Genomic DNA, 23,414 nt, shown 5'->3' with positions numbered 1-23,414 from the left:
TCAGTTAAACCGCTGGATGGCGTGCTCCAGCGCGCCGCGCAGCAGCTGGCGGTCGTGACGATATTTAATATCTGCGGCCTCCAGCGGCTCCTGGATGATCAGGCGGTTGTCGATCAGACTGACGTCCGTGGCCGGTCCGACAACCACGGCGTCGATGACCCGTTTACCAATCGCCTCTTCCATTATTCGCAGCTTATCCGCCACGGTCAGCGCCGCCGCCGCCGGACTGAGTTCACGGCCCAGGTTGCCGATAAACACCATGTTCGCGGGCGTGCGGCGCAGCGCCTGCGCCATCTCTTTCATTAACAGAATGGGCATCAGGCTGGTGTAGAAACTGCCTGGCCCAATCAGAATCAAATCGGCTTCTGCAACGGCATCGAGCGCTTCGCGCGTCGGTTGCACCACAGGATGCAGCATTAACGCCTGTGGTGGTGCGCGCATCTCATCAATGGCGGTTTCACCATAAACGGCATTGCCTTCGTCATCCGTTGCCATCAAATCCACCGGATGTTCGGACATCGGGATTAAAAACGCGTCAACTTTTAGCAGATTTCGGATGATATTGACCACTTCCAGCGGACGCACGCTCAGATGATCCAGCGCTTTCAGTATTAAATTGCCCAGATTGTGCCCGGCCAGTTCGCCATTGCCGGTAAAGCGGTATTCGAACATCGCGGACGCGACGCTGGGCTCGGTAATCAACTGGTTAATGCAGTTGCGCAGATCGCCCCAGGCGATACCGCCTTCAGCCCGACGGATGCGGCCGGTGGAGCCACCGTTATCAGTGGTGGTAACGATGCCGGTCAGGCGCGAACCCAGTGGTGACAAGGCCGACATCACGCGACCTAATCCATGTCCGCCGCCCAGTGCCACGACGCGATCCAGGTCCGCCAGTGTTCGATTCATATTTCTCCTTTTTCGCGTCTGCAGAGGCGTGAAACGCGCAGGGTGCAGACGAGGATGATGTGTGTCAGTTTATGACCGGCAGTTTACCGTATCCCGGGCGCGAAATACGGTGAAAGTTAACGTTACTGCGCACACAGAGTAAAAGCCGTGGATGGCGCATTTACCCTAATCGCGCTACCATCTGTATACCGCGTTAATCAGCCGGTTAACGTACACTCAAGCCTGAATGCCTACGTCTGCGGATAGGGGATTCAGGCCGTAGCCTCCGCGCTGCCAGGGTGCAGGAAGAAATGACTGCATCTCCCGAATTGGAAAGGTGTTCTCTGGTGTCACAATTTACTGATGCATTTGCGCGTAAGTTTTATTACTTGCGCCTCTCGGTCACGGATGTCTGTAATTTCCGTTGTACCTATTGCCTGCCGGAGGGTTATCAGCCAAACGGTATCCGCAATAAAAGCTTTCTCTCACTGGATGAAATTCGCCGTGTCACGCGCGCCTTTGCGGCGGCGGGCACTGAAAAAGTGCGTCTGACCGGCGGTGAGCCCTCTTTACGTCGTGATTTCACCGACATTATCGCCGCGGTTAACGAAAATGCTGCGATTCGCCAGATTGCGGTCACCACCAACGGCTACCGACTGGCGCGCGATGTTAAGCAGTGGCGCGACGCGGGACTGACCGCGCTGAACGTCAGCGTGGACAGCCTTGATGCACGTCAGTTTCATGCGATTACCGGTCAGGACAAGTTCCACCAGGTGATGGCCGGGATTGACGCGGCTTTTGAGGCGGGTTTTAGCCAGGTCAAAGTCAACAGCGTGCTGATGCGCGATGTCAACAGCCACCATCTGGCGACCTTTCTTGACTGGATCCGTACGCGTCCCATCCAGCTGCGTTTTATCGAACTGATGGAAACCGGCGAGGGCGGTGCGCTGTTTCGCCAGCAGCATGTCTCGGGCGAGGTTATCCGCGATCAGCTGATTGCTCAGGGCTGGCAGCGTCGTATCAGCGGCCGCAGTGATGGCCCAGCCCAGGTGTTTTATCATCCGGATTACGTCGGTGAAATCGGGCTGATCATGCCGTATTCCAAAGATTTCTGCGCCAGCTGCAACCGTCTGCGGGTTTCCGCACAGGGAAATTTGCATCTCTGCCTGTTTGGCGATGGCGGGATTCCTTTACGCGATCTGCTGGCCTCTGACGACCAGCAAGATGACCTTCAGGCACGCATTGCCAGCAGCCTGGGCCAGAAGAAGCAGACGCATTTCCTGTTACAGGGAAATACCGGTATTACACAAAATCTTTCTTATATTGGCGGTTAACTGCAGGAGCAGACATGGGCAAATCAGCCAGCACGTTTCAACCGTTACAGCTCGCTATGCTGACGGTCTCTGACAGCCGTGATGCCAGCAGCGATACCTCCGGCGATTATCTGCGTGAAGCGGCAGCCGAGGCGGGCCACAGCGTGATCGATCACGCCATTGTTCCCGACAATGTTTACCGTATTCGCGCGATTGTGTCGCGCTGGATCGCCAGTGAAGATGTCCAGGTGGTCATTATTAATGGCGGCACCGGCTTCAATGCGAAAAACAGCACGCCTGAGGCGCTGCTGCCGTTGTTCGATCGGGAGATTGACGGCTTTGGCGAGCTGTTCCGCATGGTGTCTTACGAAGACATTGGCGGCTCGACATTGCAGTCCCGTGCGGTGGCCGGTCTGGCTAACCAGACGTTGATCTTTGCGGTCCCGGGCTCAACGTCAGCCTGTACCACCGCGTGGGAACGCATCATCGCTGACCAACTGGATGCGCGTACGCGTCCCTGCAATTTTGTCACTCATTTAAAGAAGCTTTAAGCATGTCACAACTTACCCACATCAACGCCGCGGGCGAAGCCCATATGGTGGACGTTTCCACCAAAGACGACACGGTACGCGAAGCGCAGGCCGACGTGCTGGTACTGATGAAGCCAGAAACGTTACAGATGATTATGGAAGGCCGTCACCATAAAGGTGATGTGTTCGCCACAGCGCGCATTGCCGGTATTCAGGCGGCAAAACGCACCTGGGAACTGATCCCACTCTGTCATCCGCTTATGCTGAGCAAAGTGGAGATCAACCTGGTCGCGGAACCCGAATTGAACCGGGTTCGCATCACCTCGCTGTGTCGGCTGACGGGGAAAACCGGGGTAGAAATGGAAGCCCTGACGGCGGCTTCCGTGGCGGCGCTGACCATCTATGACATGTGCAAAGCCGTCCAGAAAGATATCGTGATTGATCGGCTGCGCCTGCTGCATAAAAGCGGCGGCAAAAGCGGCGATTTTCAGGCGGCAGCCCATGATTAAGGTGCTGTTTTTTGCGCAGGTGCGGGAGCTGGTGGGCACGGACTCGCTGACGCTGGCCGCCGACTATCCCGACGTCGCGGCGCTGCGGACAGCGTTGTCTCAGCAGGGCGAACGCTGGGCGCTGGCGCTCGACAGCGAACGATTACTGGCGGCGGTTAACCAGACACTACGCCCCATGACGCACCCTTTACGGGACGGCGATGAAGTCGCCTTTTTCCCACCCGTTACCGGAGGATAAATGGACACGCAAATTCGGGTCGGTCCCGCGCCCTTTGCGATGGCGCAGGAATACCAGTGGCTGGCAGGGTGCAACGAAGACGGCGCGGTTGTCACGTTCACGGGCAAAGTGCGCAATCACAACCTGGGCGATGATGTTGCGGCCCTGACGCTGGAACATTATCCCGGTATGACCGAGAAGGCGCTGCAGGAAATTACTGACGAGGCGCGCCAGCGCTGGCCGCTTCAGCGCGTCTCTGTCATCCACCGCATTGGTGAACTGTTTCCCGGCGATGAGATTGTCTTTGTCGGCGTCACCAGTGCGCACCGCAGCAGCGCCTTTGCCGCTGCGGAATTCATCATGGATTACCTGAAAACCCGCGCCCCGTTCTGGAAACGGGAAACCACCGGGCAGGGCGATCGCTGGGTCGATGCACGCAGCAGCGATCACGAGGCTGCGCAGCGCTGGGATTAAGGCGTACCACGCTGTTCGGCGGGAGCAAACTGCGTGTTGCCGTGCGCGTGTTCACCGCCGCCTTGTCCTCGCCGAAGCTGAATAACGTCACCGTCCTGCCAGGCATTGGCGCCGGGCACTACGGGATGTGCGACGATATCCGCCCGTTCAGCACGAATTTTTTGACTGTCGATGTCAAAACGGCGGTCGCGATCGGCCAGCAAGCGCGCATCCATTTGCCCGTCGGCGGTAAAGCCCATCATCAGCGCCGGAATGCCAATGGGCAGTTGCTTGTCGCGGTCGGTGTGCCAGGTATGCCAGGTTTTCCCGTACGTGTTGACGATGCGCGTCATCAGCGCTTTTTCTGCGACGGCCGGCAGGCCGGGCGCGACCAGTGAACCGGATTTCACCTCGTACTGATGACTGTGCCACAGTTTTTTCTCTTCGGCGGGCAGGGTGCGGTACAGGCGCTCACTGATAATATATTCCACGCCCATCAGGCGCGCATCGCGCGTATTACCGTCATAAATCACCGCCTGCATCACATCATCATTCAGGACCGTCACATAGTGATGGGCTTCCATCTGGCCGTTCTTGTCGCCGTTATAGAAATGAAAACCATCCAGATAGGCATTGATCGCATCAATGGGCGGGCGGGACTGCAGCACGGCCGCGCCGCTGTCCAGCGCTTTTAGCGTCGGTGAAGTGGGAGCGCCCGGCGAACTGACCTGAGCCGGTGTGTTATTGCCGCCGCAGCCGGCCAGCAGCAGGCTCAGTGCGATAAGTGTCCAGCGTTTTGACATAAAACATCCCTTTTTCGTGAAAAGAGATAACCTTAGTTCATATAATCGCATCTGCCCTGCGAAGCGGCGCAGTGTTAAGCTACTCTTTTTGCCTCAGAGGACAGGTATGTCATTCATTTCATTCCCCAAACGCCTGACGTTGCTCGCTATCCTGATACTGGCGGGCTGTAGCAGCAAAAAAACACCAGAAGCGCCCGCCAGGCAACCTGAGGATGTCAAAGCGCAGATTCAGCGCCTGCTGCCCGCCGGTGTCAGCGATAAATCAGGCTGGGCTGACGATATCTATACGTCGTTCCGTACCCAGGGTCTGGCCGCCAGCGACAGTAATTTGTGCGCGGTTATTGCGGTGGCGGGTCAGGAGTCAGGATTTGACGCCAACGGCACCGTACCCGGTATGGCAAAAATCGCCTGGGAGGAGATCGACCGCCGGGCGGCGAAGGTGCATGTTCCGGCGTTTTTAGTGCGCACCGCGCTGTTAATCAAGTCCAGTAATGGCGAAAGCTACGCTGCGCGGCTGGATAAGGCGAAAAGTGAAAAAGATCTGAGCGCCATTTTCGACGACTTTATTGAGATGGTGCCCATGGGGCAGAAGCTGTTTGGCAACCTCAACCCTGTTCATACCGGCGGACCGATGCAGGTGAGTATTGCGTTTGCAGAATCCCATGCCAAAGGCTATCCATGGCCGGTTGACGGTTCCATTCGCCGTGAAGTTTTCACGCGTCATGGCGGCGTCTATTTCGGCACAATGCACCTGCTGGGCTATCCGGCTGACTACAGCAAGCCGCTTTACCGGTTCGCGGACTACAATGCGGGCTGGTACGCCAGCCGCAATGCGGCGTTCCAGGCGGCGGTAGCCCGCGCGACAGGGATGAAGCTGGCGCTGGATGGCGATCTGATTCAGTATGGTTCAGACACGCCAGGATCGACGGAGCTGGCGGTGCGGACGCTGGCGAAACGCATTGATATGAGCAACCGCGAAATCCGCCACGATCTGGAGCGGGGCGAAAAGGCGGACTTCAGCGACAGCGATCTGTGGAAGCAGGTTTTTACGCTGGCAGACAAGATGGCCGGAAAGCCTTTGCCACGGGAAATGTTGCCGGGCATCAGACTTGAAAGTCCTAAAATTACCCGCAATTTAACCACGGCATGGTTTGCTCAACGCGTCGACAGTCGTTATCAGCAGTGCCTGTCACGTCGATAAGTACGGCGTTGTGGCACAGTTGAACAGAGCTGTGCCACACTTACTCAGACAGCCCGTTTTGGGGCACAACACATTTGTTTAACAAGAGGTGCATCATGGACCGATATCCACAGAATGATTCAATAGTTCAGCCTGCATCTCGTGGGTTGCAGGCTTATATGGCACAGGTTTATGGCTGGATGACCTGTGGTTTGTTACTCACTGCCTTCGTCTCCTGGTTTGCCGCGCGCACACCGGCGGTGATGGAGCTGGTGTTTGCAAATCGCATCACCTTCTTCGGCCTGATCATTGTGCAACTGGCGCTGGTGTTCTTCCTCTCAGGTATGGTGCATCGCCTGAGCGGGGCCGTGGCGACGGGGTTATTCATGCTCTATTCGGCCCTAACCGGGCTGACCATGGCCAGTATCTTTCTGGTGTACACCTATTCGTCCATTGCCAGCACGTTCTTCGTCACGGCCGGGATGTTTGGTGCCATGACGTTCTACGGCTACACCACAAAACGTGATTTAAGCCGCCTGGGCAGTCTGCTGTTTATGGCGCTGATTGGTATTCTGCTGGCCTCGCTGGTGAACTTCTGGCTGAAAAGCCCGGCATTGATGTGGGCCATTACCTACATCGGTGTGGTGGTGTTTGTCGGTCTGACCGCGTATGACACGCAGAAACTGAAAAATATCGGTGAGCAGATTGATGCGCGTGACACGGAAAACCTGCGCCGCTACTCAATTTTGGGCGCGCTGACGCTCTATCTTGATTTCATCAACCTGTTCCTGATGCTGCTGCGTATTTTTGGCAACCGCCGTTAAAAAACAGGCTGCTCTGGTGAACCAGAGCAGCCGTTTACTACGATTTTTGTAGCTTCTGCTCGTTCTTATGGCGCATATGTTTCGCGCGGCTCTCCAGCCCCAGATACAGCACCAGTGCCAGGAGCAACGGCAAAATGAAGTACAGCACGCGGTAAGCCAGCAGCGCGGCGATGATGGTCCCGTGTGAAAGGTTCTCGCCGCCCAGCAGCGCCACGAATACCGCTTCAAGCACCCCAATCCCCGCCGGAATATGAATAATTACGCCTGCGATACTACTGATTAACAGTACGCCCAGCACCATGGGATAACCGGCATCCCGGCCCAGCAGCAGCCAGATAATCGTGCCCATAACCAGCCAGTTGGCGCAGGAGACGGCAAACTGAAACAGCGCCATGCGCAGGGAAGGCAACTGCAGGGTTTGCCCTTTCACTTTCCAGCGACGACGTTTAGAAAACGCGCAGGCCCAGAGATAAAACACAACGAGCACCAGCAGGGCGGCACCAATAAGCCGTAGTGTGGTTTCGCCGATAAACCAGCCGCCGGGAATCGGAACCAGGCCTGCACTGAAGATCACGCCCGCCAGCAAGATGTAGCCCAGCCAGTTAGTGGCGATGCTGAGGGAGAAAATGCGCGTAATCGTCGCACTGTCCAGGCCGAGCCGCGAATAGAGCCGGTAGCGCATAGCGACACCGCCAACCCAGGTACTCAGCGTCAGATTAAAGGCGTAGCAGATAAATGACACCAGCATCACCTGACGTTTGGCCAGCTTATGACCACAGTAGGCCCGACCAATCAGGTCGTAGCAGCCGTAAACCAGATAACTGACGATAACCAGTGCCGCCGCGGTCAGCACCACAAAGCGGTTGTAGTTAACAATGACCTTATAGACGTCATCCCAGTTCACTTTGCGTGCATAGATCACCAGCAGCACAATGACGGCGACGAAGAAGAGCCCGGTCAGGATTTTTTTTGCCAGTTTCCAGCGTGGGTGCGTGTTTGCCATCAGGAATTGGCTCCTTCATTGTTGGCTTCGACGCGATCTTGCGTCTCCATTTCGGGCTGAACCGGCGGATCCACCTGAGCCAGCTTTGGCGTATGCGCCGGTAACCAGCCGGCGATAGCCGGGAAGTGACGCAGAAAGTGGAACACGACAACGCCTTTCGTCAGCTGCCACCAGGTGCGTGGTGGCAACTTATCCTCTTCGACGCGCTGACAGTCTTCAGCCAGTAAATGCTCAAGATTATCGCGTAATGTCTGGTTAAAGTTGCGATCGTGAATGATCAGGTTGGCTTCAAGATTGAGGGACAAACTCAAGGGATCGAGATTGCTTGAGCCAACGGTAGCCCACTGCTGATCTTTCACCGCCACTTTGCCATGCAGCGGTCGGCGGCAATATTCATAGACTTCCACGCCCGCATCCACCAGATAGTTATAAAGCAGCTCAGCGCCCACTTTCACAATCGGCATATCCGGCTCACCCTGCACAATCAGTCGCACGCGTACGCCGCGCTGTGCCGCATTGCGCATCTCCTTAAGCAAACGGTAGCCAGGGAAAAAGTAGGCGTTGGCGATAATGACGTCCTGTTTGGCGGTGCGCAGCATGTCCAGATAATGCTGCTCAATATCATCCCGGTGCTGATCGTTGTCGCGATAGACAAACAGGACCTGCGCGTCGCCGGGCAGGGTGTTTTTGGCCGGACGATGTGAACGCTGTCCCCACCAGCGGCGAGTGGTGGCCTGACTGCCAATCGCCTCTTGCAGGTAGCGGGTAATGTCGGCGACCACCGGACCTTTGACCTCCACGGTATAATCCTGTTTGGCTTCCGGGCCAAAATCCGTGTAGTGCTCGGCGGAAAAGTTGATGCCGCCGACAAAGGCGATAACGCCGTCCACGACCACAGTTTTACGGTGCAGACGGCGAAAGACGTTAGTTCGCATGCCCATGATCAGCGGACGCGGATCGTAATAGATAAAGCGCACGCCCGCCTGCGTCAGACTGTTGACATAACTCTGGGACAGCTCGGAGGAGCCGTAGCCATCGACCATCATTTCGACCTTGACGCCGCGCTGCGCCGCCGCCAGCAGCACCTTGTGCAGGGCGTTGCCCACATCGTCTTCGAACAGGATAAAGGTTTCCAGCAGTACGCTGTGTTCGGCACGTGCAATCGCGCCAAACACCCGGGGGAAAAATGCGTCCCCGTTTTCCAGCAGGCGCAGTTTGTTGCCGTCTTGCCACTCAAAATTCATAGATGGATCTCCACCGCCAGCGGCGCGTGATCGGAAAGGTGTGACCAGGGTTTACGCGGCAATGCCCAGGGTTGACTGATCGTCGCATTGCGCACGTAAATACGATCCAGTCGCAGAAGGGGAAAGCGTGCCGGAAACGTCCGCGCAGGTCGTCCGCTTTTCAGGCTAAAGACCTCTTTTAGTCCCGCCCCTTTTTGCAGTATGTTGTTGGCTCGCCCCTGCCAGTCGTTAAAGTCACCGGCGACGACGACAGGTGCGTCAGCGGGTAACGCCATCACCATGTCGTTTAACATCGCCAACTGGGCACGACGGTGCGCCTCTTTCAGCCCCAGGTGCACACAGATGACATGCAGCGTGCCCCGGCCATCGGGCAGGGTAAGCTGGCAATGCAACATGCCGCGATTTTCGCTCCCGGCAATTGAAACATCGCGATTGTCGTACTCAGCAATGGGAAAACGCGACAGCACGGCGTTGCCATGATGTCCTTCCGGGTAAACCGCATTGCGCCCATAGGCAAAATCGTTCCACATCGTGTCGGCCAGAAACTCGTAGTGGGAGGTATCAGGCCAGTTTTCATGTTGCAGAGGGTGAATGTCATGGGTTCCCATCACCTCTTGCAAAAAAACGATATCTGCTGACGTTGCGCGCACTGCTTCACGCAATTCGGGCAAGATGAAGCGTCGGTTAAACGGGGAAAAACCTTTATGGGTATTAATCGTCAGGACTTTAAATGAAAATCCTTGCTTGATTTGTGGCATACTCGCGACGCGCTCCTTTTCATCTTCATCAACAACAAAGTGTAGTCTTTGTCACAAATGGAGGGTGAAGAAGAGGAATAATTAGGGCGTTATCTGAAATTTGCTTTACATTGAGAAACCGTCCCTGGCCGGTTACGGTTGCATATGTGCAACGTGCCAGGTCTGCAGGAGAGAGAAATGAAATTGTCGAATCGCTTTCAAATTATTACCGGTCAAACCTGGGCCCACATCGCGATGCACCTGCTGGTGATTGCCGCACTGGTCTGGGGCTGGAAACATAAAGCACTGGTCGAAGTGTGCAGTACCCTGGTGGTGGCTTATGCAGCGGTGTTTATCGCCATGCTGATCACGCAGCGTAGTGCCCGTTTACGTACCCTGGGTGATTACCTGGAAGAAGCGACCACCACGTACTATTTCGGTGCCGCGATGATGACGCTGTTCCTGGTGTCGCGCATTTTCCACAACAACTTACTGTTAGCCAGCCTTGGCGTGGTGATGTTGTTGGGGCCCGCGCTGGTGTCGTTGCTGGCGAAAGAGCCGGCAGGACGCATTGAGAAAAAACGCAGCTGAATCAGGCTGTCGCGCTAAAAAAGCCACCGCAAGGTGGCTTTTGTCGTTGGGAGATATGTAATCAATTGTGAGCTATCTCGCACAGGGGCGGTAAAGCTGTTACACTCCGCCGCTTATGCATCGTAGTTTGCACCCTTTTCACGCGTCAGCCTCAGCTGGCGTCACTATCCCTCTGAAAACTACACCGCCAAACGCGGTCAGAGTGGACCGGAGTAATACTCGTCATGTCTTTTGACTCTCTCGGCCTGAGTGCCGATATTCTGCGTGCGGTAGCTGAGCAGGGCTACAGCGAACCGACGCCTGTTCAGCGCCAGGCGATTCCTGTTGTGCTGTCCGGCCGCGATCTGCTGGCAAGCGCGCAGACCGGCACCGGCAAAACCGCCGGGTTTACCTTACCTTTATTACAGAAACTGTCCGCGAATACCGGAACAGTGCGCGGCCGTCGTCCGGTGCGCGCGCTGATTCTGACACCGACCCGTGAACTGGCCGCTCAGGTCGGTGAAAACGTCAGCGACTACAGCAAATATCTTCCGCTGCGTTCGCTGGTGGTGTTTGGCGGCGTCAGCATCAACCCGCAGATGATGAAGCTGCGCGGCGGCGTCGATATTCTGGTGGCCACGCCGGGCCGTCTACTGGATCTGGCTCATCAAAACGCCGTTGACCTGTCTCAGGTTGAAGTGCTGGTACTGGATGAAGCGGATCGCATGCTCGATATGGGCTTTATCCACGATATCCGCCGCGTACTGGCCAAACTGCCAGCTAAACGTCAGAACCTGCTGTTCTCGGCGACGTTCTCAGATGAGATCAAAACCCTGGCAGAAAAACTGCTGCACAACCCGGAGCAGGTTGAAGTCGCGCGCCGCAATACCGCGTCTGAGCAGGTTTCTCAGCAGGTGCATTTTGTTGACAAAAAGCGCAAGCGGGAACTGCTGTCTCAGCTGATTGGCGAAGGTAACTGGCAGCAGGTGCTGGTCTTTACCCGCACCAAGCACGGTGCCAATCACCTTGCCGAACAACTGGGCAAAGACGGCATTACGGCCGCCGCCATCCACGGTAACAAGAGTCAGGGCGCACGTACCCGTGCACTGGCCGACTTCAAATCCGGCGCGATTCGTGTGCTGGTTGCGACGGATATCGCGGCCCGCGGTCTGGATATTGAAGAACTGCCGCACGTCGTGAACTATGAATTGCCAAACGTGCCTGAAGACTACGTACACCGCATTGGGCGTACCGGTCGTGCCGCCGCAACGGGTGCGGCGCTGTCGCTGGTTTGCGTCGACGAACACAAACTGTTGCGTGATATTGAGCGCTTGCTGAAGCGTGAAATTCCACGACTGGCTGTGCCGGGCTATGAGCCGGATCCCAGCATCAAAGCGGAACCGATTGTGAACGGCCGCCAGTCACCGTCTTCACGCGGCCGCGGTCGGGGGCAGGGCGGACAAGGTGCCGGCGCGGCGCGTCCTCAAGGGGACAAGCGTGCGCAGCCGCGTCGTCAGGGACCCGCAGCGGGCCAGTCTGATAAGCCTGCGTCTCGTCCACGTCGGCCCGCGCCTAAACGCAGCGGAAACGTCTGATCATGCGGGTTTTACTGGCACCCATGGAGGGCGTACTGGATTCTCTGGTGCGCCAGCTGTTGACGGACGTCAACGACTACGATTTGTGCATCACGGAATTTTTGCGCGTCGTCGACCAACTGCTGCCGGTAAAATCCTTTTATCGCCTTTGTCCCGAACTGCATCATGCCAGCCGGACGCCGTCGGGTACGCTGGTTCGTCTGCAACTGCTGGGGCAGCATCCCGAGTGGCTGGCGGAAAACGCGGCCCGCGCGGTTGAGCTGGGCTCGTGGGGCGTGGATCTGAACTGCGGTTGCCCGTCGAAGCTGGTCAACGGCAGCGGCGGTGGGGCGACGCTGTTAAAAGATCCCGACTTAATCTACCGCGCGGCCAAAGCCATGCGGGCAGCCGTACCTGACTCCTTGCCCGTTACGGTTAAGGTGCGCCTGGGCTGGGATTCCAGCGCCCGCAGCATGGAAATTGCGGATGCGGTAGCGCAGGCCGGTGCCAGCGAACTGGTCGTGCACGGCCGTACCAAAGAAGACGGCTACCGTGCTGAGGCTATTAACTGGCAGGCGATTGGCGAGATTCGTCGGCGACTGTCTATTCCGGTTATCGCGAATGGCGAAATCTGGGACTGGCAAAGCGCCCAGGATTGTCTGCGAATCACAGGCTGTGATGCGGTGATGATTGGGCGTGGTGCGCTTAACGTGCCTAACCTGAGCCGGGTCGTCAAATACAATGATGCGCCCATGGCCTGGCCGGAGGTGGTGGTGCTCCTGCAACAATATACCCGGCTTGAAAAACAGGGTGATACGGGCATGTACCATGTTGCACGTATCAAACAGTGGCTGGGCTATTTGCGTAAAGCCTACGTCGAAGCGGGTGAGCTGTTCGCTGAGATTCGCGCCTTAAAAACCTCAGCCGATATTGCTACGGCGATTGACCGCTATGCGGCATTACAGCGGCAGACCTGTCAGTTCTCTTCAGCCTCACCGGAAGTGAGAGCGGGACAGCGCGGCGCTTAGCCGCGCACGCGATCAATACTTTTCTGGCACGATCATATTTTCCGGCACCTCGTTGCGGTGGTAGTCCTGTGAGCGTTCACGCGGCGGCAGAATGATTTCGTCGTGTGGGGCGGCTTCATAAGGCACCTGCTGCAAAAGGTGGCTGATGCAGTTAAGGCGCGCCCGTTTCTTGTCTACGCCCTGAACAACCCACCAGGGGGCTTCCTGAATATGGGTGCGGCTCAGCATCTCTTCTTTTGCTTCCGTGTAATCTTCCCAACGGCGGCGGCTTTCCAGATCCATTGGGCTGAGCTTCCACTGCTTGAGGGGATCGTGGATACGGCTCATGAAGCGCAGCTCCTGCTCCTCGTCCGTGATCGAAAACCAGTACTTAATGATTTGAATCCCGCTGCGGGTCAGCATTTTTTCAAACTCGGGCACGCTGCGATAAAACTCCGCCACGTCGGCATCACTGCAAAATCCCATGACGCGCTCCACGCCTGCCCGGTTGTACCAGCTGCGGTCAAACAGCACCATCTCGCCCGCGGCGGGCAGATGCGCGATATAACGCTGAAAGTACCACTGGGTTTTTTCACGATCGTTGGGCGCGGGCAGCGCAGCCACCCGGCAGGTGCGCGGATTAAGGCGTTGCGTAATGCGCTTAATCACGCCTCCTTTACCGGCCGCATCGCGGCCCTCAAACAGAATGACCAGCCGATGGCCGGTGCGCATTATCCAGTCCTGTAGCTTCACCAGCTCGCCCTGCAACTGCAGCAGCTCGCGAAAATAACGACGGCGCCAGGCTTTTTCATCGCTGCCCGTGGGCGCGGCCTCGCTAAAGCGCAGATCGTCCAGCTCCAGCTCCAGCTCTTCGTCGTAGCTGTCATAGAACTCCTGCATTAAACGCTGATTAAAAGCGTCGCGATTGAAACTGTTGTCGTGTGTTGCCATGACAATTCACCTGGTCAGATATGAATGAACAGCCCGTAGAGCAGGGCAGAAAGTAAAATCGAGACCGGCAGCGTCAATATCCAGGCGACGGCAAGATTGCGCAGGGTGGACATCTGCAGGCCAGAGCGGTTCGCCGCCATGGTGCCCGCCACGCCTGATGAGAGCACATGCGTCGTGGAGACCGGCAGACCAAAGGCATCGGCCGCGCCGATGGTCGCCATCGCCACCAGTTCGGCGCTGGCCCCTTGCGCATAGGTCAGATGGGTTTTGCCGATGCGCTCACCCACGGTGACCACAATACGTCGCCAGCCCACCATGGTGCCCAGCCCCAACGCGATTGCCACCACCACCTTCACCCACATCGGAATAAAGCGTGTGGCGCTGTCCAGCTCTGTTTTCACCGCCTTCAGGTTACGTGCCGTCTCATCGGGGAGCGAGACATGGGCGGTTTGCAGGTGCTTGATCGATTCTGCGGCCAGGTACATTTGATTGCGGGTGTTGGTCACGGACTGGGCCGGAATATTGTCCATCGAGCCGTAGCGGCGAATCTGGTCGCTGATATCCCGTAACGTCATGCCAAGCGCGGGCAAGACGTTCGGATTGACCGTGTCAGTGCTGACAAAGGCCGTCAACACATTGCGTGAATCCGGGGCGGGCGTGGCGGCCGGTTGAATATGCAGTAACTGGCGCGCCGTCACGTCACTCAGTGCGGCAACGCGCGGGATTTGCTCGGGCGGAAGTGAACGGTTCAGTGCATAGGCGATGGGCATGGTGCCGACCAGGATCAGCATGATGAGTCCCATCCCTTTCTGCCCGTCATTCGACCCGTGAGCAAAGGAGACGCCGGTGCAGGTCAGAATCAGCAGGCCACGAATCCAGACCGGCGGCGGCTCGTTGCTGTGCGGGGCTTTGTACAACTGGCGGTTACGAATCAACAGCTTCATGGCCCACAGCAGCAGGGCGGCGCAGACGAAGCCCACGACGGGCGAGAGCAGTAAGGCATAGCCGACCTTCAGCGCCTGATCCCAGTCAACGCCACTCAGGCCACTGCGACCATGCAGCATCGCATTCGCCACACCCACGCCAATAATCGAGCCAATTAAAGTATGTGACGACGACGAGGGCAGGCCAAAGTACCAGGTGCCCAGATTCCAGATAATCGCCGAGAACAGCAGGGCGTAAATCATGGCAAAGCCGTTGCCGCTGCTGGCCTGCAGGATGAGTTCGACGGGCAGAAGCGAAATAATGCCAAACGCGACCACGCCGCTGGAAAGCATCACGCCAAGAAAGTTGCACAGCCCTGACCAGACGACGGCCGCACCGGGCGTCAGCGAATGCGTGTAGATCACCGTAGCGACCGCGTTGGCGGTATCGTGAAACCCGTTAACGAATTCAAAGCCCAGCGCAATCAGCAGCGCCAGGCCGAGCAGAAAGAAAGGCACATAACTGGTGACGGGCGTGTTAGTTTTTTCCACATCGTGAAACAGATTAAATCCGGCAAAGGCCAGACCGGCTATTAACAGGACATAAAAAGCCGTTTTGGTTGCGCGGCTGCCTTTGCCGTTGAAATCGGGACGTCCCTGCGTCGTGCCTGAAGAGGATAAACTGTTTTCGCTCATGCCGTACCTCTTAGCGGATGCAGATGCGGAGTTACATCTGGTTAACGCTGTGTGATACCCGCTTTTTATGACAAAAAAATGATCCAGGCGGCACAGGTCATTTTGCTGTAACAAAACTTCAGCAGGCTGTGGATCTTAATTGATGATGCTGACAGGATTGCCATGGCGACAGACGTTGTTCTCACCCCACAAAAACGTGATTTTGATGATGATGTGGCCGGACTCATCCATGGTTATCGCTTTTCTCCTGATGCCCTCCCTCAACGCCTGAATGCCCGTGAAGCGGTAAAACTCGGTGAACACCCTCCTGAAGAAGGCTTTCTCTGGTTACATATCAATCTGAATCACGCGCGGGCACAGCACTGGGTGCAGGGCCACTTTCAGGTTGATGATGATTTTTTTGACGAGATCCATTCCGCCTCGCCGCGCACCCGGTTAGCGGAACAAAGCAATGCCCTGCTGGCGGTACTGAACGACGTCACGCTGAGCCAGGAAAATCGCAGTACGCAAAATGCGACCCTGTGGATCTGGTGCCGTCATAATCTGGTCGTGAGCGCACGTTATCGCTCGTCAGTGATGATCGAAAAGATGCAGCAGGGGCTGGCGAAGCATAATTTTCCCAGTGCGGAGGCCCTGTTACTTTACCTGCTCGGTGAACAGGAGTTGCAGCTGGAACTGGTGGTGCGTCGCATCAGCCAGGTAGTCGATAACATTGAAGAGCGTTTATTAAGTCCGGCAATCAAGGCCAACCGCAGTGAGCTGGGGCATTACCGGCGCATGCTGCTGCGTATTCAGCGCCTGCTGGCACCCGAACCGGCGGCGCTGTTCCGGTTGCTTAACCGCCCACCCGCCTGGCTCAACCGCGACACGCTCCGCGAGCTGCGGGCGTTCACGGAAGAATTTAGCGTGGTGCTGAACGACCTGGCCAGCCTGATGGAGCGCATCCGTCTGCTGCAGGAGGAAATTGCAGCACGGTTGATGGAGCAGAGCAACCGGACACTTTATCTGCTGACCGTGATTACGGTGCTTGCGCTGCCGATTAACATTGTGGCGGGATTTTTTGGCATGAACGTGGGCGGCATTCCGCTGGCGTCGAACCCGCACGGGTTTTTACTGCTGGTTCTGATCGTCCTGGCCTTCACGCTGCTGGCCGGCTGGCTGAGTTTTCGCCGTCCGTCCAGATAGTGGTGTTGACAGTGGAGCCCGTGACCAATAAAAAAGCCAGCGTGGCTATCGCCAACGCTGGCTTTTCACTGACCTGACGACCGGGCCTGAATGGCTGGCCCGTAACAGGCGAATGTTACTGCGCCGGCTGTGGCTGGGCAGGTTGCGACTGCTGTGGTTGCTCTGGCTGCGGCTGCGAAGGCTGCACAGGTTGAGCCTGTTGCGGCGAGGGCTCTGACTGGACCGCGACCGGGTTAGCAGGCTGCGACATCACTGGCGTCATGGGCTCTTCTTTCGGCTCAGCATCTTCACCTTCGTTGAAGGGAACAGGCGCAGGGGCCACGCTGTTTTCTGGCGCATTAACCTGTACAGGCATACCAGAGCGGTTCTGGATGGCCTTATCAACCTGAGACTGATTCACGCTACCGTCTACCAGTACTTTGCCAACCGCCTGAGTCAGCGTAATCGGCACCAGTTCACGAGAGTTAAACTGCTCTTCCGTGGTTGACAGCGGATTATGCACTTCCATCCAGCGTGAACCGTCTGGCTCAACAGACGCTTTCACCGGCTGGTTGATAAACTGCACGCGCGTGCCAACTGGCACGTGATCGAACAGCCATTTGATATCATCGGCACGCAGGCGGACACAGCCGTGGCTGACGCGCAGGCCGATACCAAAGTTGGCGTTGGTGCCGTGAATGGCGTACAGACGCCCAATGTAGAGCGCATACAGCCCCATTGGGTTATCCGGGCCTGCCGGGAACACAGCCGGCAGATTTTCGCCACGTGATGCATATTCAGCGTGCATCGCTTTGGTGGGCGTCCAGGTCGGGCCATCTTTTTTACGTTGGACGGTTGTGGTCCAGTTCAGCGGCGTATCTTTACCCAGCTCACCAATACCGATAGGCAGAACGACTACGGTTTTCGTGCCTTTCGGGTAGTAATAAAGACGCATTTCAGCACTGTTAATCACGATGCCTTCACGCGGGGCGTCAGGCAGGAGTAACTGCTGAGGGATAATCAGTTTGCTGCCAGGCTTAGGCAGATAAACGTCAACACCCGGATTGGCTTCCAGCATATTGCTGAGGCCCATCTGGAACTGTGCTGCAAAAGCTTCCAGAGGCAGTTTACTGTCCTGAGGAATCGTAATCTCAATGTTTTGCCCGGTCAGACGGCTGTTCGCCGGCGGTAAGGGATAAACAACCGCAAGGGCTGACTGACTGAATGCCGCCAAAGCCAATGCAAGTGAAGCGAACGCGCGAATGCTTTTTTTCATATTTTACAAGTCTTTATCGCCATGTTTCAGGCTTGTCAATGTATCGAACCCATGCTGGTCACTATGACCTGCTGCGCATTATATGTTCATTAAACTGATGTTGTGAATCAGGATTTTTACCGCATCGAAATACTTTACCTGACTTACCTGCGTTATCCGCCTTTGTTCATTAACATTTTGGGCGAAAACCGCCCTCTACGGCTGCCATAACGTGACATCTCCGTTTAGCTTGCGGTTCAGGAAAAAGGCGGCGCTAATCAGGGCGAGATGCGTCAGCGCCTGCGGCATATTGCCTAGTGCCTGGCCGTGGCTGTCGAACTCTTCGGCATATAACCCCAACGGATTAGCGTAGCTCAGTAATTTCTCGAACTCAAAATGGGCTTCGCGTACGCGTCCGGCACGTGCCAGACATTCGACGTACCAGAACGAGCAGGCACCAAATGAACCTTCTCCGCCGGTGAGCCCGTCCGCCGGGGTTTCATGGATGTTATAGCGGCGCACCATCCCATCGCTGACCAGATTCGCCTTGATGGCATCCAGCGTGGCAATCCAGTCAGGATCGGTTGCGCCGACAAAACGCACCAGCGGCATCAGCAGCATGGAGGCATCCAGGTAGTCGCCATGGCGGGTCGAAACAAAATGGCCGCGTTCGCTGTTCCAGAAGTTTTTCCAGATATCATCGCGAATCTTGCGCCGGATACGGTCCCACCGTTCATAAGGCATTGGCAGGGAACGTTTCATGCCAAGACGCAGCCCGCGATCCATGGCCACCCAGCACATCAAACGGGAGTGCAGGAAGTGCTCCGGTTCACCGCGCATTTCCCAGATGCCCGCATCCGGCTGATGCCAGTTATCACAGAGCCAATCCAGCATCTCTGAGACATGGTTCCAGCCCCGTTGAGAGATGGCTTCACCATATTTATTGGCAAGGTAAATGGCGTCCATCAGTTCGCCATAGATATCCAGTTGTTTCTGTTGCCAGGCATCGTTGCCTATCCTGACCGGGCAGGAATCGGCATAGCCGGACAGGTTGAGCAGCGACATTTCCTGCAGTTCCGTGCTGCTGTCCAGGCGATACATCACCTGTAAACGCATCTCGTCATGATGGCTGTTTTCCACACAGCGACCAACCCATTCGGTGAAGTGCTTGGCCTCATCCACGTAGCCCAGGCGCATCAGCGCGTACATGCTGAAGGACGCATCGCGTATCCAGGAGGCACGGTAATCCCAGTTACGTTCGCCCCCCAGCTCCTCCGGCAGGCCAAAGGTTGCGGCGGCGGCAATGGAGCCGTGCTGCCAGGAAGTCAGCAGCTTCAGCACCAACGCTGAGCGCTGGACCATTTCCTGCCAGCGGCCACGATAGGTGCTGTGGCAACTCCACTCACGCCAGTAGCTCAGCGTCTCTTCGAAACAGTTCGCGGTCGCCAGTTTTTCAACGTGTGCGTCATTTACGCTGCCGAATTCAAATTCGGCGTGTTCGCCCGCTTTTAACTCGAAACTGGCGGTGGCGCTATTACCTTCCAGGGTCATCACGACCGTGGCGGCCAGCCGAAGCGAGGGCTGATCCGTCGCATGAAAATCGATACAACCGCGCTGAATCTCGGCGCGGGTTTCCGCGCGGGCGTAATCATGGCGAGGCGAACAGACCATGTTAAACCGGGCCTGACCCCGCACCATTTTCACCCGGCGGATAATGCGTGGCAGTTTGTCCTGACGATCGCAGATGGGCATGTAGTCAGTAATTTCGGCCACGCCTTCTTCAGCCAGCCAGCGCGTTTGCAGAATATTGGTATCCGGCAGGTAAATTTGTTGCCGACGGGCGTTTTGCCACTCGGGTGCGATTGAAAACAGGCCCGCTTCGTCACTGTCCAGTAAGGCCGAAAACACCGACGGGCTGTCCAGCTCCGGCCAGCAGAGATAGTCGATCGTGCCATCGTTTGCGACCAGTGCACAGGTGCGGAGATCACCTATGACACCATGATCGTCAATCTTGCGTTTAACCTTACTCATCGCGTTCTCCCTGTCAGTGTCTGACTTAACTATAGCCAGGTACCTGCATACCGCTTCGTTCGGGCACAGATCGTTAACCTGGCGAGCCCGTTGTCCGCGTCCGGCACAATTTTCAGCCCGGTATATACTTTTCATACACTTCCAGAGGAGACCGTTATGACAGCACCCCAACGAAAAGTGGCCATTGTGACCGCATCGGATTCGGGCATCGGCAGCCGTTGTGCTGAGATGTTAGCCGAACAGGGCTTTGATATTGGCATCACCTGGCGTTCAGACGAGGAAGGCGCACAGCGGACCGCCCGTCGGGTAGAAGAGACCGGACAACGGGCAGAGACGATTCAGCTCGATCTGGCCGATCCGCCAGAAGGCGGCAAGGTGTTGCAGCAGTTGATCGACAAACTGGGCCGTATCGATGTGCTGGTCAACAATGCCGGGGCAAATTTTAAAGCCGACTTTATGGACGTGACCTGGGAAGACTGGCGTAAAACCTTCAGCGTGGATGCCGATGGCGTCTTTATCTGTGGGCAGGTGGCGGCACGTAACATGATCAAACAAGGGCAGGGCGGACGCATCATCAACATCACCTCTGTGCACGAGCATACGCCCCTGCCGGGCTCAGTGGCCTACACCGCGGCAAAACATGCGGCAGGCGGCCTGACCAAATCGATGGCGCTGAGTCTGCTGCCCCACAATATTCTGGTCAATGCGGTCGCCCCGGGGGCGATTGCGACGCCGATGAACAAGATGTCCGACGCGGATGCGCATAACGTAAAAATGCCGGAAATTCCTGCCGGCCGCCCTGGCGATACGCACGAAATTGCCAGTATGGTAGCCTGGCTGAGTTCCGAGTGGGCGACCTATACCACCGGTCAGTCGTTTATTATCGACGGCGGCTTTATGCTGGCCAACCCGCAGTTTAAAGGCTACTGATCGGCCCGGTGATGATTCCAGCGGCGAATCGCCCAGCGCAGCACAAACGCAAAGACCACCGCCGCGCCCAGCCATAGCAGGTGTTTAAAGTGTTGGTCGAGTTTGTGCAGCCAGGGGGCGATAATGCCGCCTGCAAAATAGCCGAGCGTAACAAACAGCAGTGCCCAGACAGCCGCCCCGGTGACGTTGAGGAGAAAAAACTTCAGCGGCTTCAGGCGGCTTGCGCCAATAATGATCGGCCCAATAATACGAAAGCCATACATAAAACGTGCGCCAATCACGAACAGGCTGGGACGACGCTTAATCAGGCGGTTCGCCTTCACCACTTTATCCTGATGTTTTTTAAAGCGTCGCAAAATGCGGGTACCAAAACGCCGGCCAATCCAGTAGAGCATCTGATCGCCCACCACGCCGCCCGCCATCGCCGCCAGTACGACGCCACTGTAGTGCAGTAGCCCTTCGTGAGCGGCAACCCCGCCCAGCAGCAAAAACGTTTCGCCCTCGGCAATACAGCCAATAAACAGCGCAAGATAGCCGTACTGCGTAATTAACCCATTGATATCCAAATGCAAGGCTGAACTCCCTGTGTGAAGATTTTTCTTTCAGTCTATACCCGATTTGCCAGGACAGCGGATTAAGACCCCGTAAGCGATCTTTTTCGCCGTTTTTTTGCGCAGAGGCCCCAGAAATTATCCTGCCGATTATACTCAAATGACTGCTGCCCCCTTGTGGAAATGTTAACAGATCGGGTGGCCCAATCGGTCAGAGGAGTAAGCGTATGAACCATGTCTGGGGTTTGTTAGCGCATCCGAACCAGGAAATGCGCACTATCAAGCAAGAGAACGAAACGGTTTCGCACCATTACACTCACCACGTGCTGCTGATGGCCGCTGTGCCGGTGATCTGCGCCATGATTGGCACCACTCAGTCAGGCTGGAACCTGGGAGAAGGGCAATATGTGCAGCTTAATTTGCTGACGGCGTTGGGCCTGGGGATTCTGTTCTATCTGGTGATCCTGGGCGGCGTCGCCGTTATGGGGCGGGTGATTCACTGGATGGCGCGTGACTATCCCCATCGTCCCAGCATGGGGCGCTGCACCGTATTTGCGGGCTATGTCGCTACGCCCCTGTTTTTGAGCGGCCTTGTCGCGCTTTATCCGCTGGTCTGGCTATGTGTGCTGGCGGCAGCGCTGGCGCTCCTGTATACCGGGTATCTGCTGTATGTCGGCATTCCGCTGTTTCTGAATATCGACCGTGACGAAAGTCTGCGTTTTTCCAGTTCAACACTGGCTATTGGTGTGCTGGTCTTCGAAGTGCTACTGGCTCTGACCGTGGTGTTATGGGGCTATGGCCCGCGTCTGTTTTAACCTGCCGTTGCCGCCTACAGGGCGGCAACCTTTTTTTAACGCTCAGAAACAATCTCACCAGGAAAATTCCCTGACTTCAGCGTATGATGCTGCGGCCAGCCCGCGCTCTGCCTGTTCAGGCGTTGGCGGCCTGTGTTTACACAGCGCACAATCTTAACCGGGTCTTTTTTCCACGATGCCTGCAAAAATTCGCTTTTCACTGTTGTCGCTGGCGCTGCTCGTTTCCGGGCAGGTTGTTACCCTTCCAGCACAGGCGACCACCACGTTGTCGCAGATGGCCCCGATTGCTCAGCCGCAAATCGCCTCAGGGAGCGCCCTGATTGTCGATCTGACCAATGGTAAAGTCCTGTTCTCCAGTCACCCGGATCGGGTGCGCCCCATCGCGTCCATCACGAAGTTAATGACGGCCATGGTGGTACTGGATGCGCACCAGCCGATGAACGAGATGGTGAAGGTCGATATCAGCCAGACCCCCGAGATGCGTGGTGTGTTTTCGCGCGTCAAACTGAACAGCGAAATTAGTCGCCGCAGTATGCTGATGCTGGCGCTGATGTCCTCGGAAAACCGCGCGGCAGCCAGTCTGGCCCACGCTTATCCGGGCGGGTACGATGCTTTTATCCGGGCAATGAATGCCAAGGCGCGCGCGCTCGGCATGATGCACACGCATTACGTTGAACCCACGGGTCTCTCCATCAAAAACGTGTCCAGCGCCCAGGATCTGGTGAAGCTGCTGAAAGCGACGCGTGAATATCCGCTTCTGGGTGAGCTCAGCACGACCAAAGAAGAAACCGCCGTGTTTGCCCATCCGAGTTATGCGCTGCCGTTCCGCAATACCAATCACTTGGTGTATAAAAATGGCTGGCATATCCAGTTAACGAAAACGGGTTACACCGATCAGGCGGGGCACTGTCTGGTCATGCGGACGATGATTAAGAACCGCCCGGTCGCGCTGGTGGTACTCGATGCGTTTGGCAAATATACCCATTTCGCCGATGCGAATCGTCTGCGCGACTGGCTGGAAACCGGCAAGGCTGCGCCGGTTCCGGCGGCTGCACTGGCCTATAAAAAACAAAAAGCGGATGAGGTTGCCAGCAACGCAGCCAGTGGGGCCGCTGTAGAGTAATCCTCTGCCGGGGCGCTACGTTTCCCCGGCTGAGATTGACCTGTATTCCTATAGTTTCATGGCAGACGAAAATCTAAACTACCCGCAAATGGCGAGGGTGATTCGCCTGATTACTGTGCCGGAATC

General features: G+C 56.6%; 24 protein-coding genes and 1 riboswitch. Of the genes, 14 read left to right on the top strand and 10 right to left on the bottom strand.

Features of this window, described 5'->3' with window-relative positions:
• Window positions 1–906, bottom strand: a complete 906-nt coding sequence (gene yvcK, locus RAC90_RS06345; RefSeq protein ID WP_006118508.1) for a uridine diphosphate-N-acetylglucosamine-binding protein YvcK — start codon at window positions 904–906, stop codon at window positions 1–3.
• Between the two features lie 201 nt (window positions 907–1,107).
• Window positions 1,108–1,241: riboswitch (molybdenum cofactor riboswitch) on the top strand.
• On the opposite strand from yvcK, the gene moaA reads away from it, so the two are divergent.
• The 5 genes from moaA (at window position 1,230) to moaE (ending at window position 3,928) form a co-directional block, all read left to right on the top strand.
• Window positions 1,230–2,219: a GTP 3',8-cyclase MoaA gene (gene moaA / locus RAC90_RS06340; protein WP_172677660.1), complete on the top strand. Its 990-nt coding sequence runs from the start codon at window positions 1,230–1,232 to the stop codon at window positions 2,217–2,219. Its footprint overlaps the riboswitch before it by 12 nt.
• 14 nt (window positions 2,220–2,233) lie before the next feature.
• Window positions 2,234–2,749: a molybdenum cofactor biosynthesis protein B gene (moaB, locus tag RAC90_RS06335; RefSeq protein WP_006118510.1), complete on the top strand. Its 516-nt coding sequence runs from the start codon at window positions 2,234–2,236 to the stop codon at window positions 2,747–2,749.
• A gap of 2 nt (window positions 2,750–2,751) precedes the next feature.
• Window positions 2,752–3,237 (top strand): cyclic pyranopterin monophosphate synthase MoaC, encoded by a 486-nt coding sequence (gene moaC, locus RAC90_RS06330; protein WP_033737733.1) that lies wholly within the window; start codon window positions 2,752–2,754, stop codon window positions 3,235–3,237.
• On the top strand, window positions 3,230–3,475 hold the full coding sequence (gene moaD, locus RAC90_RS06325; RefSeq protein WP_205955015.1) for a molybdopterin synthase sulfur carrier subunit: 246 nt from the start codon (window positions 3,230–3,232) through the stop codon (window positions 3,473–3,475). Before moaC ends, moaD begins: the two co-directional genes overlap by 8 nt.
• Window positions 3,476–3,928, top strand: coding sequence for a molybdopterin synthase catalytic subunit MoaE (gene moaE, locus RAC90_RS06320; RefSeq protein ID WP_205955017.1), 453 nt, complete (start codon window positions 3,476–3,478; stop codon window positions 3,926–3,928).
• On the opposite strand, the gene RAC90_RS06315 is transcribed toward moaE, so the two are convergent.
• Window positions 3,925–4,710, bottom strand: a complete 786-nt coding sequence (locus RAC90_RS06315; protein WP_006118514.1) for an OBAP family protein — start codon at window positions 4,708–4,710, stop codon at window positions 3,925–3,927. The genes moaE and RAC90_RS06315 overlap by 4 nt on opposite strands.
• 106 nt (window positions 4,711–4,816) lie before the next feature.
• On the opposite strand from RAC90_RS06315, the gene RAC90_RS06310 reads away from it, so the two are divergent.
• Window positions 4,817–5,911 (top strand): DUF1615 domain-containing protein, encoded by a 1,095-nt coding sequence (locus tag RAC90_RS06310; RefSeq protein ID WP_375124125.1) that lies wholly within the window; start codon window positions 4,817–4,819, stop codon window positions 5,909–5,911.
• 95 nt (window positions 5,912–6,006) lie between these two features.
• On the top strand, window positions 6,007–6,714 hold the full coding sequence (locus tag RAC90_RS06305) for a Bax inhibitor-1/YccA family protein (RefSeq protein ID WP_185199720.1): 708 nt from the start codon (window positions 6,007–6,009) through the stop codon (window positions 6,712–6,714).
• A gap of 37 nt (window positions 6,715–6,751) precedes the next feature.
• Here the strand turns inward: RAC90_RS06305 and RAC90_RS06300 are convergent, their stop codons facing one another.
• Genes RAC90_RS06300 through RAC90_RS06290 form a run of 3 tightly spaced genes read right to left on the bottom strand, consistent with a single transcriptional unit; the run spans window position 6,752 to window position 9,719 of the window.
• Entirely contained in the window at window positions 6,752–7,717 is a 966-nt protein-coding gene (locus RAC90_RS06300; RefSeq protein WP_054634282.1) for a lysylphosphatidylglycerol synthase domain-containing protein, read from the bottom strand.
• On the bottom strand, window positions 7,717–8,961 hold the full coding sequence (gene clsB / locus RAC90_RS06295) for a cardiolipin synthase ClsB (RefSeq protein ID WP_033737726.1): 1,245 nt from the start codon (window positions 8,959–8,961) through the stop codon (window positions 7,717–7,719). The genes RAC90_RS06300 and clsB overlap by 1 nt, the downstream gene beginning before the upstream one ends.
• Window positions 8,958–9,719 (bottom strand): endonuclease/exonuclease/phosphatase family protein, encoded by a 762-nt coding sequence (locus RAC90_RS06290; RefSeq protein ID WP_375124124.1) that lies wholly within the window; start codon window positions 9,717–9,719, stop codon window positions 8,958–8,960. Before RAC90_RS06290 ends, clsB begins: the two co-directional genes overlap by 4 nt.
• Before the next feature lie 177 nt (window positions 9,720–9,896).
• On the opposite strand from RAC90_RS06290, the gene RAC90_RS06285 reads away from it, so the two are divergent.
• The 3 genes from RAC90_RS06285 (at window position 9,897) to dusC (ending at window position 12,870) form a co-directional block, all read left to right on the top strand.
• Complete coding sequence (locus RAC90_RS06285) at window positions 9,897–10,289, top strand: YbhQ family protein (RefSeq protein WP_033737724.1); 393 nt, start codon at window positions 9,897–9,899, stop codon at window positions 10,287–10,289.
• Window positions 10,290–10,513: 224 nt separating this feature from the next.
• Complete coding sequence (rhlE, locus tag RAC90_RS06280; RefSeq protein WP_006118521.1) at window positions 10,514–11,863, top strand: ATP-dependent RNA helicase RhlE; 1,350 nt, start codon at window positions 10,514–10,516, stop codon at window positions 11,861–11,863.
• Window positions 11,864–11,865: 2 nt separating this feature from the next.
• Window positions 11,866–12,870: a tRNA dihydrouridine(16) synthase DusC gene (gene dusC, locus RAC90_RS06275; protein WP_052133227.1), complete on the top strand. Its 1,005-nt coding sequence runs from the start codon at window positions 11,866–11,868 to the stop codon at window positions 12,868–12,870.
• 12 nt (window positions 12,871–12,882) lie between these two features.
• On the opposite strand, the gene ppk2 is transcribed toward dusC, so the two are convergent.
• Entirely contained in the window at window positions 12,883–13,800 is a 918-nt protein-coding gene (gene ppk2, locus RAC90_RS06270) for a polyphosphate kinase 2 (RefSeq protein WP_375124123.1), read from the bottom strand.
• A gap of 14 nt (window positions 13,801–13,814) precedes the next feature.
• Window positions 13,815–15,419 carry an inorganic phosphate transporter gene (locus RAC90_RS06265; protein ID WP_375124122.1) on the bottom strand — a complete coding sequence of 535 codons (1,605 nt, stop codon included), beginning with the start codon at window positions 15,417–15,419 and terminating at the stop codon, window positions 13,815–13,817.
• A gap of 162 nt (window positions 15,420–15,581) precedes the next feature.
• Between RAC90_RS06265 and RAC90_RS06260 the strand changes: the two genes are divergently transcribed.
• Window positions 15,582–16,604: a transporter gene (locus tag RAC90_RS06260; RefSeq protein WP_033737718.1), complete on the top strand. Its 1,023-nt coding sequence runs from the start codon at window positions 15,582–15,584 to the stop codon at window positions 16,602–16,604.
• 115 nt (window positions 16,605–16,719) lie between these two features.
• On the opposite strand, the gene RAC90_RS06255 is transcribed toward RAC90_RS06260, so the two are convergent.
• Window positions 16,720–17,859 carry a L,D-transpeptidase family protein gene (locus RAC90_RS06255; RefSeq protein WP_375124121.1) on the bottom strand — a complete coding sequence of 380 codons (1,140 nt, stop codon included), beginning with the start codon at window positions 17,857–17,859 and terminating at the stop codon, window positions 16,720–16,722.
• Window positions 17,860–18,054: 195 nt separating this feature from the next.
• A complete protein-coding gene (locus RAC90_RS06250; protein WP_375124120.1) occupies window positions 18,055–19,869 on the bottom strand; it encodes a glycoside hydrolase family 15 protein in 1,815 nt (604 codons plus the stop codon).
• 156 nt (window positions 19,870–20,025) lie between these two features.
• Here RAC90_RS06250 and RAC90_RS06245 point away from each other — a divergent pair, with 156 nt between their 5' ends.
• Window positions 20,026–20,799 (top strand): SDR family oxidoreductase, encoded by a 774-nt coding sequence (locus RAC90_RS06245; protein WP_324028697.1) that lies wholly within the window; start codon window positions 20,026–20,028, stop codon window positions 20,797–20,799.
• On the opposite strand, the gene RAC90_RS06240 is transcribed toward RAC90_RS06245, so the two are convergent.
• Window positions 20,793–21,371, bottom strand: coding sequence for a DedA family protein (locus RAC90_RS06240; RefSeq protein ID WP_033737714.1), 579 nt, complete (start codon window positions 21,369–21,371; stop codon window positions 20,793–20,795). The two genes, RAC90_RS06245 and RAC90_RS06240, sit on opposite strands and share 7 nt — an antisense overlap.
• Window positions 21,372–21,577: 206 nt before the next feature.
• Between RAC90_RS06240 and RAC90_RS06235 the strand changes: the two genes are divergently transcribed.
• Together RAC90_RS06235 and pbpG are read left to right on the top strand one after the other, a co-directional pair.
• Entirely contained in the window at window positions 21,578–22,165 is a 588-nt protein-coding gene (locus tag RAC90_RS06235) for a Yip1 family protein (RefSeq protein WP_033737713.1), read from the top strand.
• Between the two features lie 175 nt (window positions 22,166–22,340).
• Window positions 22,341–23,288, top strand: a complete 948-nt coding sequence (pbpG, locus tag RAC90_RS06230) for a D-alanyl-D-alanine endopeptidase (RefSeq protein ID WP_205952822.1) — start codon at window positions 22,341–22,343, stop codon at window positions 23,286–23,288.
• The last annotated feature ends 126 nt before the right edge of the window (window positions 23,289–23,414 follow it).

It is taken from the genome of Pantoea sp. CS_6, from assembly GCF_041954745.1.
GTDB lineage: Bacteria > Pseudomonadota > Gammaproteobacteria > Enterobacterales > Enterobacteriaceae > Pantoea > Pantoea stewartii.
This window is presented reverse-complemented; position numbering and strand designations above follow the sequence as displayed.

What these genes read in the sequence shown, in the direction of transcription:
- RAC90_RS06300 (WP_054634282.1), bottom strand. Translation starts at nt 7,717, where the DNA reads ATGGCAAACACGCACCCACGCTGGAAACTGGCAAAAAAAATCCTGACC.
- RAC90_RS06290 (WP_375124124.1), bottom strand. Translation starts at nt 9,719, where the DNA reads ATGCCACAAATCAAGCAAGGATTTTCATTTAAAGTCCTGACGATTAAT.
- moaB (WP_006118510.1), top strand. Translation starts at nt 2,234, where the DNA reads ATGGGCAAATCAGCCAGCACGTTTCAACCGTTACAGCTCGCTATGCTG.
- moaE (WP_205955017.1), top strand. Translation starts at nt 3,476, where the DNA reads ATGGACACGCAAATTCGGGTCGGTCCCGCGCCCTTTGCGATGGCGCAG.
- RAC90_RS06310 (WP_375124125.1), top strand. Translation starts at nt 4,817, where the DNA reads ATGTCATTCATTTCATTCCCCAAACGCCTGACGTTGCTCGCTATCCTG.
- ppk2 (WP_375124123.1), bottom strand. Translation starts at nt 13,800, where the DNA reads ATGGCAACACACGACAACAGTTTCAATCGCGACGCTTTTAATCAGCGT.
- RAC90_RS06285 (WP_033737724.1), top strand. Translation starts at nt 9,897, where the DNA reads ATGAAATTGTCGAATCGCTTTCAAATTATTACCGGTCAAACCTGGGCC.
- RAC90_RS06260 (WP_033737718.1), top strand. Translation starts at nt 15,582, where the DNA reads ATGGCGACAGACGTTGTTCTCACCCCACAAAAACGTGATTTTGATGAT.
- yvcK (WP_006118508.1), bottom strand. Translation starts at nt 906, where the DNA reads ATGAATCGAACACTGGCGGACCTGGATCGCGTCGTGGCACTGGGCGGC.
- dusC (WP_052133227.1), top strand. Translation starts at nt 11,866, where the DNA reads ATGCGGGTTTTACTGGCACCCATGGAGGGCGTACTGGATTCTCTGGTG.
- RAC90_RS06305 (WP_185199720.1), top strand. Translation starts at nt 6,007, where the DNA reads ATGGACCGATATCCACAGAATGATTCAATAGTTCAGCCTGCATCTCGT.
- pbpG (WP_205952822.1), top strand. Translation starts at nt 22,341, where the DNA reads ATGCCTGCAAAAATTCGCTTTTCACTGTTGTCGCTGGCGCTGCTCGTT.
- RAC90_RS06245 (WP_324028697.1), top strand. Translation starts at nt 20,026, where the DNA reads ATGACAGCACCCCAACGAAAAGTGGCCATTGTGACCGCATCGGATTCG.
- rhlE (WP_006118521.1), top strand. Translation starts at nt 10,514, where the DNA reads ATGTCTTTTGACTCTCTCGGCCTGAGTGCCGATATTCTGCGTGCGGTA.
- RAC90_RS06265 (WP_375124122.1), bottom strand. Translation starts at nt 15,419, where the DNA reads ATGAGCGAAAACAGTTTATCCTCTTCAGGCACGACGCAGGGACGTCCC.
- moaD (WP_205955015.1), top strand. Translation starts at nt 3,230, where the DNA reads ATGATTAAGGTGCTGTTTTTTGCGCAGGTGCGGGAGCTGGTGGGCACG.
- RAC90_RS06315 (WP_006118514.1), bottom strand. Translation starts at nt 4,710, where the DNA reads ATGTCAAAACGCTGGACACTTATCGCACTGAGCCTGCTGCTGGCCGGC.
- RAC90_RS06250 (WP_375124120.1), bottom strand. Translation starts at nt 19,869, where the DNA reads ATGAGTAAGGTTAAACGCAAGATTGACGATCATGGTGTCATAGGTGAT.
- RAC90_RS06255 (WP_375124121.1), bottom strand. Translation starts at nt 17,859, where the DNA reads ATGAAAAAAAGCATTCGCGCGTTCGCTTCACTTGCATTGGCTTTGGCG.
- moaC (WP_033737733.1), top strand. Translation starts at nt 2,752, where the DNA reads ATGTCACAACTTACCCACATCAACGCCGCGGGCGAAGCCCATATGGTG.
- RAC90_RS06235 (WP_033737713.1), top strand. Translation starts at nt 21,578, where the DNA reads ATGAACCATGTCTGGGGTTTGTTAGCGCATCCGAACCAGGAAATGCGC.
- clsB (WP_033737726.1), bottom strand. Translation starts at nt 8,961, where the DNA reads ATGAATTTTGAGTGGCAAGACGGCAACAAACTGCGCCTGCTGGAAAAC.